Annotated in this window: 14 protein-coding genes; 6 read left to right on the top strand and 8 right to left on the bottom strand. The window is 47.8% G+C overall.

Annotation, left to right across the window (positions count from 1 at the left end):
• The 6 genes from AC9UEP_RS03830 to AC9UEP_RS03805 form a co-directional block, all read right to left on the bottom strand.
• A partial coding sequence (locus AC9UEP_RS03830; protein WP_509544143.1) for a phospho-sugar mutase occupies nt 1-1,608 on the bottom strand: 1,608 nt, incomplete at its 3' end.
• A gap of 19 nt (nt 1,609-1,627) precedes the next feature.
• Entirely contained in the window at nt 1,628-2,458 is an 831-nt protein-coding gene (locus tag AC9UEP_RS03825) for a purine-nucleoside phosphorylase (RefSeq protein WP_509544141.1), read from the bottom strand.
• Entirely contained in the window at nt 2,455-4,173 is a 1,719-nt protein-coding gene (locus tag AC9UEP_RS03820) for an acetyl/propionyl/methylcrotonyl-CoA carboxylase subunit alpha (protein ID WP_509544140.1), read from the bottom strand. The genes AC9UEP_RS03825 and AC9UEP_RS03820 overlap by 4 nt, the downstream gene beginning before the upstream one ends.
• Nucleotides 4,170-4,772, bottom strand: coding sequence for a Maf family protein (locus tag AC9UEP_RS03815; RefSeq protein WP_509544138.1), 603 nt, complete (start codon nt 4,770-4,772; stop codon nt 4,170-4,172). Before AC9UEP_RS03815 ends, AC9UEP_RS03820 begins: the two co-directional genes overlap by 4 nt.
• Entirely contained in the window at nt 4,772-4,954 is a 183-nt protein-coding gene (locus AC9UEP_RS03810) for an acyl-CoA carboxylase subunit epsilon (RefSeq protein WP_509544136.1), read from the bottom strand. The genes AC9UEP_RS03815 and AC9UEP_RS03810 overlap by 1 nt, the downstream gene beginning before the upstream one ends.
• A gap of 2 nt (nt 4,955-4,956) precedes the next feature.
• On the bottom strand, nt 4,957-6,534 hold the full coding sequence (locus AC9UEP_RS03805) for an acyl-CoA carboxylase subunit beta (RefSeq protein WP_509544135.1): 1,578 nt from the start codon (nt 6,532-6,534) through the stop codon (nt 4,957-4,959).
• A gap of 12 nt (nt 6,535-6,546) precedes the next feature.
• Between AC9UEP_RS03805 and AC9UEP_RS03800 the strand changes: the two genes are divergently transcribed.
• Genes AC9UEP_RS03800 through purE form a run of 3 tightly spaced genes read left to right on the top strand, consistent with a single transcriptional unit; the run spans nt 6,547 to nt 8,939 of the window.
• The gene (locus AC9UEP_RS03800) at nt 6,547-7,314 is read left to right on the top strand and encodes a biotin--[acetyl-CoA-carboxylase] ligase (protein WP_509544133.1); all 768 of its coding nucleotides are present in this window, start codon (nt 6,547-6,549) and stop codon (nt 7,312-7,314) included.
• Nucleotides 7,271-8,431: a 5-(carboxyamino)imidazole ribonucleotide synthase gene (locus AC9UEP_RS03795; RefSeq protein WP_509544131.1), complete on the top strand. Its 1,161-nt coding sequence runs from the start codon at nt 7,271-7,273 to the stop codon at nt 8,429-8,431. The genes AC9UEP_RS03800 and AC9UEP_RS03795 overlap by 44 nt, the downstream gene beginning before the upstream one ends.
• Nucleotides 8,424-8,939, top strand: a complete 516-nt coding sequence (gene purE / locus AC9UEP_RS03790; protein WP_509544129.1) for a 5-(carboxyamino)imidazole ribonucleotide mutase — start codon at nt 8,424-8,426, stop codon at nt 8,937-8,939. The genes AC9UEP_RS03795 and purE overlap by 8 nt, the downstream gene beginning before the upstream one ends.
• Here the strand turns inward: purE and AC9UEP_RS03785 are convergent.
• Nucleotides 8,936-10,246 carry a UDP-glucose dehydrogenase family protein gene (locus tag AC9UEP_RS03785; RefSeq protein WP_509544128.1) on the bottom strand — a complete coding sequence of 437 codons (1,311 nt, stop codon included), beginning with the start codon at nt 10,244-10,246 and terminating at the stop codon, nt 8,936-8,938. The genes purE and AC9UEP_RS03785 overlap by 4 nt on opposite strands.
• Nucleotides 10,247-10,291: 45 nt before the next feature.
• On the bottom strand, nt 10,292-11,392 hold the full coding sequence (locus tag AC9UEP_RS03780; protein ID WP_509544126.1) for an LCP family protein: 1,101 nt from the start codon (nt 11,390-11,392) through the stop codon (nt 10,292-10,294).
• Between the two features lie 36 nt (nt 11,393-11,428).
• On the opposite strand from AC9UEP_RS03780, the gene AC9UEP_RS03775 reads away from it, so the two are divergent.
• The 3 genes from AC9UEP_RS03775 to AC9UEP_RS03765 form a co-directional block, all read left to right on the top strand.
• A complete protein-coding gene (locus AC9UEP_RS03775; RefSeq protein WP_509544125.1) occupies nt 11,429-12,430 on the top strand; it encodes a glycosyltransferase family 2 protein in 1,002 nt (333 codons plus the stop codon).
• 30 nt (nt 12,431-12,460) lie between these two features.
• Nucleotides 12,461-13,288, top strand: coding sequence for an ABC transporter permease (locus AC9UEP_RS03770; RefSeq protein WP_509544123.1), 828 nt, complete (start codon nt 12,461-12,463; stop codon nt 13,286-13,288).
• Nucleotides 13,266-13,933, top strand: a 668-nt coding sequence (locus AC9UEP_RS03765) for an ABC transporter ATP-binding protein (RefSeq protein ID WP_509544121.1), incomplete at its 3' end; no start/stop codon positions are given. The genes AC9UEP_RS03770 and AC9UEP_RS03765, both read left to right, overlap by 23 nt.

Raw genomic sequence — 13,933 nt, 5'->3', positions numbered from 1 at the left:
GAATTCTTTCAGAGGTTGGCGAATTTCGTCGAGTAATTTCTGTGACTCACCTGACGTTGCTGTCACGACTTCGATATAACACTTGATTTTCGCCTCTGTACCTGACGGGCGCACGATTATTCGAATTCCGCCAGTAAGCCAGATTCGCAGCCCATCTGTTGGCGGTAAACCGTTTGTAGGAGCAGCTAAATCATCGATAGCTTCAACGCTGCGTCCGGCAATCTCTTGCGGTGGGTGCTGGCGTAGCCGTGCGAGTATACCAGTAATCATCGATAGATCAGAGACCCGGATTGAAATCTGCTCAGTGCCATGAAAACCATGTCGGGCCCAAACTTCGTTGAGCAGGTCACAGAGAGTGAGGCCGTCGCGCTTTAAATCCGTGGCGATCTGGGCCAAGAAGATTGCTGCCGATATTCCATCTTTATCATTAACATTTTCGGAGTCAACGGCGTAACCAATTGCCTCTTCATATCCAAAGGAAAGGTTCTCAATCTTTGCCAGCCACTTAAAGCCCGTTAGGACCTCTTTATACTCGATTCCATAATGCGCACTAATCTTCTGCAGTGCCGAGGAAGAGACGATAGAAGTTGCGAATGTTCCAGATGGCTTGGTACGGGCAACCCATTCACCAAAGATTATTCCAAGCTCATCTCCGCGCAGCATTCGCCAGCCGACTTTTGGATCATTTATTGCTACCGCGCACCGATCAGCATCTGGGTCATTAGCGATTACCAGCTCAGCACCAAAATCGCGCGCTTTCTTCAGTGCTAAATCAATTGCACCAGGCTCTTCCGGGTTGGGAAAAGCAACTGTTGGGAATTCTGGATCAGGAGTGCATTGCTCATCAACCAGTATTAGCGTCGCAAATCCGGCATGGTTAAAGACGCGTTGCACAGTCTTGGTACCAACGCCATGCATCGCGGTGTAAACAATCTTGAGATCACCGGGATGAGGGGCTAAGAGTGCGGTGCGCCTTACGTATTCGGTAATGACATCCTCACCAACGATTTTCCATTCTTTGCTGCGAGGCTGTGAATTCATGGATTTCACTAAAGTGATTTCTTTGGCAATCAAATGATCGGTCGGGCTGATAATTTGCGAGCAGGCGTAGTTGATTCCATCAGCGCTTGGTCCTACATAAACCTTATAACCGTTATCTTGTCGAGGATTATGGCTAGCAGTCACCATAATTCCGATATCGCACTTCAAATACTGCGTAGCAAATGCCAATACTGGCGTCGGAAGCGGACGAGGTAGAACGTATACATCCATGCCGGCACCGCTGAAGATTGATGCGCTCTCCTGGGTAAATTCAGCCGATCCATGACGTGCATCTTGACCAATGACAACTGATTTCATTCCATGAGATTTCATATAGGCGGCAATTCCTGCTGCTGTGCGGCCGACTACGGCGCGGTTCATAGATGAAGGACCGGGTCCTACCGGCCCACGTAAACCTGCTGTACCAAATTGGAGAAATCCGTTGAAGTATTTCTTAAGTAATTCTTCATCACCGGCATCAAGTGCTCTCTGTAGTTCACCGGCTGTCTGTGGATCCGGGTCATCAGCTATCCATGCCTCTACTTCTGCTTTCAGTGATGCATCCATAAGAAGAGAGTAACTTTCCTTATACGAGCTTTGGAATTGTGGTTTTAAGAAGTGATCCCATGCGACTCGCAGCAGCTTTACCTGCGGCAATGACTTCTTCATGGTTTAACTTCTCGCCAGTCACACCAGCTGCAGCATTTGTTACCAAGGAAATGCCTAGAACTTCAGCACCGAGTGCGTGAGCTGCAATTGCTTCCGGAACGGTAGACATGCCCACTAAATCGGCACCCATGGTGCGCATCATGAGAATTTCTGCCGGAGTTTCATAAGTAGGCCCGCGCCAATGGACATAGACACCTTCAGCGAGAGATGCATCTTCCTTCTTCACAATCTCGCGAATTCGCTTGCTATAAAGATCTGTGAGATCAATAAATGTTGCACCTGAAAGTGGTGAGGCAGCGGTGAGTGAAATATGGTCGCGAATAATGACTGGTTGACCGACCTTGTAGGAGGTGTTAATTCCACCGCAGGCATTAGTTAAAATAACAACCTTGCAACCGGCTTTGACTGCAGTGCGTACGCCATGCACAACTGGCTCCATACCCTTGCCTTCATACAAGTGTGTGCGACCAAGAAAAACTAGCGCTCGTATCGTCTTGCCATTTTCACTGATTTCATATGAGCGAACTTTTCCAGAGTGACCTTCTACCGCCGGTGCTAAAAACCCAGTGAGTTCATCTGCATTGCATTCAAAGGCAGGAGTGCCAAGTGCATCAGCTGCACCCACCCAACCTGAACCCATGACCAGCGCAACATCGTGTGATGGGACACCCGTACGCTGGGCGATTTCTTTCGCCGCTTGTGTAGCGGCGGCGAGAGGATCAGAGTAGAGAAGTTCGGTTGAGGTCATGCCTGAATAATGTCACAGAGAACTGTTCCGCTAGCCACAGTCTCACCGATAACAGCTTTTAAGTTCTTAATGACGCCGCTGGTATGGGCATTTAATGGCTGCTCCATCTTCATGGCTTCAAGCACAATAACAAGGTCACCCGCTTCAACGCTCTGTCCTTCTTCCACGGCAATCTTTACCACCGTTCCCTGCATCGGAGATGCAAGCCCGGTTCCTGCTGCGCCAGTAACAGAAGATTGCTTTGCACGGTGGCGTTTGACGACTGGTTCTGGTGCATGAACAAGAATCTCAAATCGCTTTCCATTAATCTCAGCAACTAATTTCTCAGCCGCGACCTTCGTCTGGATATCTATCGGGACAAATTCAAATGCTGGAATCTCATTGATAAATTCATTTTCAATGTAGCTGGTATAGATCTTGAAATCTTCTGTGTATGCCGGGTCTTCAAGAATTGCGCGGTGAAACGGAAGTGCCGTCGCCAGTCCACCGACTTCAAACTCGGCGAGAGCGCGACGAGCACGTTCAATGGCCTGTTCGCGAGTTGCGCCAGTAACAATAAGTTTCGCAAGAAGTGAATCGAAGTTTCCACCAATTACATCACCGTTACGGAAACCTGCATCAACCCGAACGCCAGGACCAGTGGGGATACTCCACGCAGTAATGCGACCAGGAGCTGGCAAGAAGGAACGCCCTGGATCTTCGCCATTAATACGAAATTCAATTGAGTGCCCACGCACAACAGGATCATCAAAACCTAAACTTTCACCCATTGCGATTCGGAACTGTTCGCGCACTAGGTCAATACCCGTGATTTCTTCAGAGACTGGATGTTCCACCTGCAGACGAGTATTTACCTCTAAGAACGAAATTGTTCCATCTTGCCCAACCAGGAATTCGCACGTGCCAGCCCCGATATACCCTGCCTCTTTCATAATTGCCTTACTTGAGCGATAGAGCTCTTCATTCTGAGCATCTGTGAGAAATGGCGCTGGCGCTTCTTCCACAAGTTTTTGATGTCGGCGTTGTAATGAACAGTCTCGGGTTGAAACAACAACTGCGTGGCCATGCTTATCAACTAGCACTTGCGTTTCAACGTGGCGTGGCTTATCAAGATAGCGTTCTACAAAGCACTCACCGCGTCCAAAACCTGCAATCGCTTCCCGCACGGCAGAGTCATAGAGCTCTGGAATTTCCTCCATAGTGCGAGCAACTTTGAGGCCGCGGCCTCCGCCACCAAATGCAGCCTTAATGGCAACAGGGAGTCCGTGTTCCTTCGCAAATGCCAATACTTCGCCATGACCAGTGACTGGATCTTTTGTACCTGCAACAAGTGGCGCACCAGCAGCTGCTGCAATGCGACGAGCAGAGACTTTATCGCCGAGCGCACTGATTGCCGCTGGGGGAGGTCCAATCCAGATCAGACCTGCATCAAGGACTGCTTGTGCGAAGTCGGCATTTTCAGAAAGGAATCCATAGCCAGGATGTACTGCATCAGCCTTTGCTTCTTTGGCAAGTGCGATGATCTTTGGAATATTTAGGTAAGTATCTTTGGCAAGTGTTCCATTCAGTGAGTAAGCAAAGTCGGCGCTCTGTGCATGAAGTGCATCGCGATCTTCCTCTGAGTACATGGCAACACTTTCGAGGCCGTGGTCTTTGCAGGCACGAATAACGCGTAAGGCGATTTCGCCTCGGTTAGCAATCAGAACGCGCTTCATGACATCTCCTTTACCTGTGGCCAAGAATATCCAAGTTGCTTCATTGCGCCACGAAGAAAGGGCATCGATATACCGACAACATTGGTGTAATCGCCTTCAATTACCGGAATAAATGGAGAACCGAAGCCATCGAGAGTAAAGCCGCCGGCGACGTGAAGGGGCTCACCGGATGCAACATAGTCGGTGATTTCTTCTTCGGTCATATCGGTGAATGTCACCTTCGTGGTGATGCGATCTGCAATTTCAATACCTTTCTCAGTATCAATAATGCAGTGACCTGTATGAAGTAGCCCAGTACGCCCACTAATTTTCTTGGCGCGTTCAATGGCAATATCTGTGGTTCCAGGTTTTCCAAATGAAACTCCATCAACATCAAATGTCGAATCACAACCGATAATGATGGCTGGATAATCAATCATCTCGCGCACCGTGTGAGCCTTTGAAACGGCTAGCGCAATCACCATATCCGTTGGGCTCATAGCGTTGAAAAAGTCAGTTTCTTCATCAACATTGCTTACAATAATTGTTGGCTTAAGTCCCGCATCTTCTAAGAGCCTACGACGGGAAGTTGATTGCGAAGCAAGAACAATACGGGGCATTAATTCATCTTTCTTGCGCCAAAAGCAACGTGATGAGGCAAAGGTTGTCGCAGTTGAGGTCGTCCAAAGACACTTCGCTTAATAACTGGTGTGAGATCAACAGATTTATGGTTGACCAAGACTGCTTGCAGCGCGAGGAGTTCCTCTGGAGTGGGGTTTCCAGATACGACGGAGAATTTCATTGCTAGAGCGGAATGTTTCCGTGCTTACGTGCCGGCAAGGTATCGCGCTTTGTCTTTAAGGTACGGAAAGCCTTTGTGATGTACTGACGTGAATCCTCAGGCTCAATCACACTATCGATAGTCCCGCGCTCTGCAGCCAAGTATGGATTTGAAAACTTTTCGGTGTACTCAGTAATGAGTTCGGCTCGCTTAGCGTTCTGATCCTTAGATTCAGATAACTCTTTGCGATACAAGATATTGACCGCACCTTGTGCACCCATCACTGCAATTTCTGCCGATGGCCAGGCAAAGTTGATATCACTGCCAAGGTACTTGGAGCCCATCACAATAAATGCTCCGCCATATGCCTTACGGGTAATGAGTGTGACAAGCGGAACTGATGCTTCAGCGTATGCATAAAGTAGTTTTGCGCCACGGCGAATGATTCCGTCCCACTCTTGTTCGGTGCCAGGCATAAATCCTGGAACATCGACGAGGGTAAGAATTGGAATATTAAAGGCATCACAGAAACGCAGGAATCGTGCTGCTTTTTCAGATGAATTGATGTCGAGTGTTCCAGCTAGCTGTGAAGGCTGGTTGGCGATAACTCCGATTGATTGTCCTTCAATACGTGCAAAACCCACAACAATATTTGGCGCATAAAGAGCATGGACTTCAAGGAATTCACCTTCATCGACAAGAGCTGAAATTAGTGACTTCATATCGTATGGCTGATTAGGGCTATCTGGAATCAAGGTATTGAGTGCAACATCAGATGAGTTCTTATCAAGGTTCTGTGTTGGAGGCAAAACTGGAGAACCATCCATATTATTTGATGGAAGATAGGAGAGCAGCGCCTTCACATAATCAATCGCATCAGCTTCAGAATCTGCCATGTAGTGAGCATTTCCTGACTTTGTACTGTGCGTGAAAGCTCCACCGAGTTCTTCCATTCCAACATCTTCGCCAGTGACAGTCTTGATGACATCTGGTCCGGTGATGAACATATGTGAAGTTTCCTTAACCATCACAGTGAAATCTGTGAGGGCAGGTGAATAGGCAGAGCCACCGGCGCAAGGTCCAAGAATGAGGGATATCTGTGGAATCACTCCTGATGAGCGAGTGTTCAGACGGAAGATTTTGCCGTAACCATTGAGTGAAGCAACGCCTTCTTGAATTCGCGCTCCACCTGAATCATTAATACCAATCAGAGGAATACCTGCTTTGAGTGCAAACTCTGCAATCTTTACAATCTTTTCAGAGTGAACCTCACCGAGTGATCCACCGAAGACGGTGAAATCTTGCGAGTAGAGCGCGATCGGGCGACCATCGACAGTTGCTGTTCCAATAATGACACCATCACCGTATGGGCGGTTCTTATCCATTCCAAAGTTCTGAGCACGATGTCGTGCAAACTCATCAATTTCAGTAAATGAATTGGCATCAACGAGCATCTCAATTCGCTCGCGAGCCGTTCCTTTGCCCTTGGCATGCTGTTTTTCTCGGGCTCTTTTTGAACCAGCGTCAACGGCTTCATCAATTCGCTCGCGGAGGTCTTCAATTTTCCCCGCGGTAGTGTGCAGATCTGGGCTCATGAACATAAGGTACTAGTCGTGAGCACAGATACGCCAAGGCCGCCGCTGGATACCGTGCAGATCTCTGAAAAAATCTCGCGGTACTGGCGGGTAAGCGTGGTCGAAGTCACGGGTTCCACGCAAGAAGATTTACTCAATCGCGTACAGCGGGCAGAGGCACATACCGGCGATGTTCTTGTTACTAATTATCAAAGTGCTGGACGTGGAAGACTGGATAGAAAATTTGAGGCACCGCAAGCATCAGCACTTCTCTTCTCTTTTTACATTCAACCAAAGCGAGAACAGAGTGAGTGGTCGCTCTTACCTCTCATTGTCGGACTCAGTGCAAGTTTCGCACTCTCAACACTTGACCCTCGAGTTACCTCAACACTGAAATGGCCTAACGATCTATTAATGAGTGGTTTAAAAGCTGGCGGAATGATTGCTCAAACGGCTGATGATGGCATCATTATTGGAGTCGGAATTAATGTCGCAATGCAAGAATCAGAACTTCCTGTTGCCCATGCAACTTCACTCTCGCTGCAAAATTTTGGTGAACTCAATCGCAACGTCATCTTGGCCGCATTCCTGAACGAATTTGCCAATCTTTTAGAACGCTGGGAAGCCGGTGAGGATCTCCGTCATCTCTATCTCGAACGCTGTAGCAGTATTGGCGCAAAAGTCCGGGCAGAACTTCCGGGCGGAGTTATCAAGAGCGGAGTCGCCGTCGGTATCAGCCCAAACGGGGAGTTGATTTTGGAAGATGACTCACGAATTACTGCTGGAGACATCGTTCATCTACGATAAGGCAGTGAACGAGCGATTCCCAACGGTTGGCGTCATTGGCGCGGGTCAATTAGCGCGCATGATGGTTGCACCAGCATCGGCGCTCGGAATCAATCTCCTTCTCTTTGCCCAAAGTGCAGCTGATTCAGCGGCTCAAATTAATAGCCATGTTATTGGTGATTACACAGATTTAGAGGCGCTCAAGAGTTTTGCTGCGCGCTGTGATGTCATTACATTCGAACATGAACTTGTGCCGCTACCAGTTATTAAAGGACTTGAGGCAGCAGGTGTACGTGTGTATCCAGCATCATCGGCATTTGTATATTCGCAAGATAAAGCAGAGATGCGTAAGAAGTTGGCAGATTATCAAGCACCAGCGTGGAACGTCATCACTACGACAGCTGAAGTAGATCAGTACCCATTGATTGCAAAGGCGATTTCAGGTGGCTATGACGGGCGTGGAGTATGGAAGATTAATTCTCAGGATGAGTTAGCGGAAATATTAAAGCAAACCCCGAAATTATTGATTGAAGAGCTGATTTCATTTGATTCTGAGATTGCCGTCATGGTTGCACGTTCTCCTCATGGTCAAGCAACGTCGTGGGCCCCAACACAGACTGTGCAAGAAGATGGCATCTGCACCATGACCATCACGCCGGCACCGTGCATCTCGGATGAGATTGCAGAACAAGCGCAGAAGCTGGCGCTAGATATTGCAGCCGAAGTAGGAGTCATTGGCGTGATGGCAGTTGAGATGTTTGTAAAAGGTGGTCACCTGTTTGTAAATGAACTCGCAATGCGTCCACATAATTCTGGACACTGGACCATCGATGGCTCTCGAACAAGCCAATTCGAACAACACTTGCGAGCAATACTTGATCTGCCACTTGGTGAACCTGCTATGACCCACCAATATGCTGTGATGGGAAATATTTTAGGTGGCCATAAAGCCGATATGTATCGGCCGTATTTACACCTAATGGCTCGAAACCCCGACCTTAAGTTTCATCAATATAAGAAAGAAGTTCGAAAAGGGCGCAAGATTGGTCATGTCACCGCAATTGGCTCCGACCTTCTACAATTAACCACAGATGTGCAGCATGCACGGGACTACATGAGCGGGGCAGTTGATGAGTAATTCTAAAGATGTAGCGATAATCATGGGCTCTGACTCTGATTGGCCAGTCATGGAAGAAGCTGCCAAAGTTCTTGACTCATTTGGCATCTCCTATGAAGTAGATGTTATCTCTGCCCATCGCATGCCACTCGAGATGGTTGATTTTTCCCAAAAGGCGCAAGCAAAAGGATTTAAGGTAATTATTGCTGGTGCCGGTGGGGCAGCTCATCTACCTGGCATGGTCGCTTCGCTAACAACACTTCCGGTAATCGGAGTACCTGTTGCACTCAAGAATTTAGATGGAATGGATTCACTTCTTTCAATTGTGCAGATGCCTGCTGGAATTCCGGTTGCAACTGTTGGTGTGGGAAATGCAAAGAACGCGGGAATACTTGCCGCGCGCATTCTTGGAATTTCTGATGCAGCAATCTCTGCCAAAGTTGCAGAATCCCTCAAAGCAATCAATGAAGAGGCAAAAGCAAAGGGCGCTCAATTAAGCGCCCGTCGCAATCAAAAAACTGGTTTCTAGTCAGTTCGTCCTAGTGCGTGTACGCGCCAACCAGCTGCACGCCACAGATTACGATCGAGCATATTGCGACCATCAATTAAGAATTTAGATTTCACAAGTTGCCCAATTACTGATGGATCTAGTTCGCGATATTCCTTCCATTCCGTCAGGTGCAAGATAGCGTCAGCACCTTTGACTGCATCGACTACCTTTTCTTGGTAATCAAGGTTTGGAAAACGCTTACGTGCAGGTTCTATTCCTTTGGGGTCATGAACAACAACGGTTGCACCAGCTGCTTGTAGTTGAGCTGCTATATCAAGTGCCGGGGAGTCGCGCACATCATCACTATCCGGCTTAAATGTTGTACCAAGTATTGCAATCTTGTATTGAGATAGGTCTTCCGAAAGATCTGCGCGAACAACATCGATGACACGTTGACGAGCTCGCATATTTATTGCATCGATCTCCCGTAAGAATTCAAGTGCTTGATCTGCGCCAAGTTCTTGCGCGCGCGCCATAAAGGCACGGATATCTTTTGGTAGGCATCCTCCACCAAAGCCAATTCCTGCCTGTAAGAATCGATTACCGATTCGCGGGTCATATCCAATTGCCTTAGCTAGAACTGTGACGTCTCCGCCTGCCGCCTCGCAGACTTCAGCCATAGCGTTGATAAATGAAATCTTTGTCGCAAGAAATGAGTTAGCGGCAACTTTGACAAGCTCTGCTGTTGGTAGGTCTGCTCGAATCCATGGAGTGCCAAGATCAATGATTGGCTTATAGACCTCTTTAAGAATTTGTTCGGCACGATCATTTACAACACCAACAACAAGGCGATTGGGGGTCAGGGTATCTTCAACAGCAAAACCCTCCCGGAGAAATTCTGGGTTCCACGCAAGGTCTGCCTGTGGGGCAGATATTGCTAATTGATCGCGTAATAGTTGAGCAGTTCCTACAGGAACAGTTGACTTACCTACAACAAGTGAACCCTCTTTAAGATGTGGGGCGATTGCGGCAACCGATGACTTCACATAGGTCAGATCTGCGGCCAACCCATCTTTACTCTGCGGAGTTCCCACGCAGATAAAGTGAACATCGACATCGGCAACTGCCGAGAAATCTGTTGTAAATGAGAGCCTGCCAGTCTTCATCTCTGCTGCAAGAAGGGTATCTAAACCTGGTTCATAGAATGGAAGCTCTCCACGAGAGAGAAGATCAACCTTGCTCTGATCTGTATCAACTCCAACAACCTCGAAACCGAGGGAAGACATACATGCAGCGTGAGTGGCGCCAAGATAACCACAGCCAATCACCGAGAGCTTAAGGGTCATGCGCAGGAGTCTATTGCAGCCATAATTAAAATCTCTCCATTTTGACTACTTCTTAGGAGCGCAGGGATCTTCCGCCGCTGTCTTCGTCTTAAATTTATCGATCTTGATTGGCGCAGCTGTAGCACTTGGTGAAGGCTTTACCTCATCTATCAGCGCTTTATCATCACGAATACGTGTCCATAAGTCTGCGGCTAGCTCTTCATCCCAAATCACAACTGAGCCAACATCTGGATCTCTTCCATTGGGGTCCGAAATTGGAACGGTTAGCGTGCGCACATTGCCGGAAGAGAGATTACGCATCTGCTTTGCCAAGGTGAGCAGGTCATTCTTGCTCACACCAGAATCCATCTTCACTGTTGAAATAGTTGCGTTATAGAAATTTGCTAATTTAATTGGGTTTAGCAATACACCACTGCTTGTGGCTTTGCGCAAGACCGAACTGACAAACTTCTGTTGACGCTCCATACGCCCAATATCTCCGCGACCATCGTAATCACGTGTTCGCACATACTTAAGTGCCTCAATTCCACCCAAGGTGTGCGTGCCGGCACTCAAGACTAAGTGGCTCTTTGGGTCATCGATATCAACGCTGGAACAGACTTCAATTCCACCCAGGGCATCAACTACACGAGTAAATCCGGCAAAGTTTACTTCGACGTAATGGTCAATCTTTAAATTAGTCTTGGTCTCGATAGTTTGGATAAGCAGAGGTGCGCCACCGAAGGCAAATGCTGCATTGAGCTTTCCAGGGCGTTCAGAAATATCTGTCGTTCCGTCCTGGCTCTTATGTGCGGGAACTTGAACCAGGGTATCTCTGGGGAGGGAGACGATAAATGCGGCATCTCTACTCTTACTAATGTGAATTAAGAACATTGTGTCTGAGCGTCCACCAGCAGCAACTGCTGTACTACCTACACGTAGCGCTCGAATTTCTTCCTTACTCAATCCTTCGCGAGAATCAGAACCCACAACCAAGTAATTAAGGGCCCGAGAAGTTTTTTCAGGACGGTCTGTGAGCTTTCCAAAAACATCGATACGCGAGATTTGACCACTGACTTGACCTAATCCAACCCATGAAAGCGAGGCTAGTATTACAACACCTAAAGAGAGTGATGTAATTATTCGAATCGCCCGAGTAGATTTCACATACGTAGATTACTTGCACGAAAGCGTGGAGGGGTTATGGCGACACCAATGCATGAATTAATTGGCTCACCGCACCCATCAATTAGCGTGATCTTGCCTGTGCTCAATGAGCAATCACATCTGGAGAGCTCAGTTCGCTCGATACTTTCACAAGATTACCAAGGCCCCATAGAAGTCATTTTGGCAATCGGTCCATCAAAAGATAGAACACTAGAAATTGCAAAGCGCATAGCCTCGGCAGATTCACGAGTTGTGATTGTAGAAAACCCAACAGGCAAGACAGCGATGGGTCTGAATCTTGCACTTCGGCAATCATTGAATCCAGTTGTGGTGCGAGTCGATGCCCATGCTGAGATTCCCCAGAATTACCTCTCCTTAATAGTTGAGGTGCTAAATAAGACTGGCGCTGTCAATGTCGGCGGTGTTATGGCCGCTGTTGGGAAAACGATCTTTGAAAAGTCTGTTGCAGGTGCAATGCGCAGTGCATTCGGAGTTGGTGCATCACGTTTTCACACTGGAGGAGAAGCGGGGCCTGTAGATACTGTCTACCTCGGAGCTTTTCGCAGAGAGGCGCTGATTGCAATCGGCGGATTCGATGAACGATTTACCCGCGCCCAAGATTGGGAACTCAATTTTCGCTTACGTGAAAACGGAGGAGTCATTTACTTTGATCCCCGACTTCACGTTACATATCGCCCACGGTCAACAGTGCGCGCTCTTGCAAAACAATACTTTGAATACGGCCGCTGGCGCAGAGTAGTTTCTAGAAGACATAAGGGAACAATCAATTATCGTTACCTAGCGCCACCGGTTGCACTCGTTGGGTTCTTAGCATCAGTAATACTTGGACTACTCCTTTCGCCAATTCTTTTTTTCCCGGCTGCGATCTATACGCTCTTTGTCCTGGGAGCCGCAGTAAAGATTTCGTCTTCAATTCGTGAATTCTTTCTGTTGCTACTTGTGTTACCCACGATGCACTTCGCGTGGGGTGCTGGATTCATATCTTCCCCAAAGACTCTCGTGCCCTCATCGGAGTAAGTAGCAACAGGCTGCGGTAGCCTTTCGCACGTGGATAAACCAGTTGTAATTTACGAGCCTTTCCGCGCTGGCTTGCCGCCGATGCGGGAATACTTTGCCTCCCTGTGGAACCGGCGAGCCTTTATCTCAGAGTTTTCCCGATCAGGACTACGCCAACAAAATTATGGATCTCTCTTTGGTCAACTTTGGTTGATTCTAAATCCTTTGCTCTTATCCGCTGTTTACTTCCTGCTTATCTACGTCATTGGTGGAAGTAGCGATGCAAATCGCTTTGGACACCTAACTGCGACCCTTTTTCTCTTCTACTTAATTGCCAATAGCCTCACTGGTGGAGTCAAGGCAATTACGTCAGGTGAACGCCTGATTCTCAACACATCTTTTCCTCGCATCATGCTGCCGATTTCAGCTACCGTGATTGCCCTCTTTAAATTCTTACCTACCGTCGTAGTCTTCACGGTAATTCACCTTCTCATTGGTTTGCCATTCTCGTGGCAGATGCTCTGGGCTATTCCAATTTTGCTTATTGCTATTGTGATGGCGCTCGGGATGTCGATTCTGATTTCATGTATCAATGTCTATTTCCGAGATATTTCAAGTATCTTGCCTTATCTGACTCGCAGCCTTCTTTATTTATCTCCAGTTTTGTATGAGGCAGATAGCATTTCTGAAAGTATCAAGAAATTTGAAATTGCCAACCCGCTCTTCTATCTCCTAGATTCTTGGTCTCGCGTGGTTGTGCATGCAGAGGCTCCAACAATGAATGGATTAATCCACGCATCATTGTGGGCTCTCGGACTTTTATTGATTGGCTCCTACATCTTCCTATCGAGGGAGCGTGATTTCGCTGTCCGACTTTAACCACGAACATGCCCAGCATGGCATTGCTGTTTCGGTGCGAGACCTGGGACTTACTTACAGAACATCAATCGAAAAGAAACCAACGTTAAAGGCGCGCTTCAAATCTCTTGGTCAAGGCAAGAAGTACACCCGAATTGTTCCTGCACTCACCGATGTGAACATTGATGTTCACTATGGCGCTGTGCTTGGGATCATTGGCTCTAATGGAGCGGGTAAATCAACGTTGATGCGTGTTATTTCAGGAATCATTCCTCCCTCACAGGGGCGCGTTGAAGTTTATGGAAGTGTCAGTACCCTGCTTGCCCTCGGAGTTGGCTTTAATCCATCAATGACAGGGCGCGATAACGTCTATCTTGGTGGTCTGGCTGCGGGAATGTCACGAGAAGAGATTGATAACGATTTTGATGCGATTGCTGATTTTTCAGAACTTGGGGAAGCAATCGATGCTCCGATGCGCACATATTCATCTGGAATGTTTGCCCGCCTGGCCTTCTCAGTTGCTGCTGTAGTTGAACCCGATATTTTGATTATTGATGAAGCACTTAGTACTGGTGATGCAAAATTTAAAGAGAAGAGCCTGAACAGAATTAAGGAGTTGCGCAGCGCAGATCGCGCACTGATTCTTGTCAGCCATGCACTTGCCAC

This window comes from Candidatus Planktophila sp., from assembly GCF_040402315.1.
Lineage (GTDB): Bacteria > Actinomycetota > Actinomycetes > Nanopelagicales > Nanopelagicaceae > Planktophila.
The sequence above is the reverse complement of the archived record's forward strand: the minus strand, read 5'-3'. Positions and strand labels throughout refer to the sequence as shown.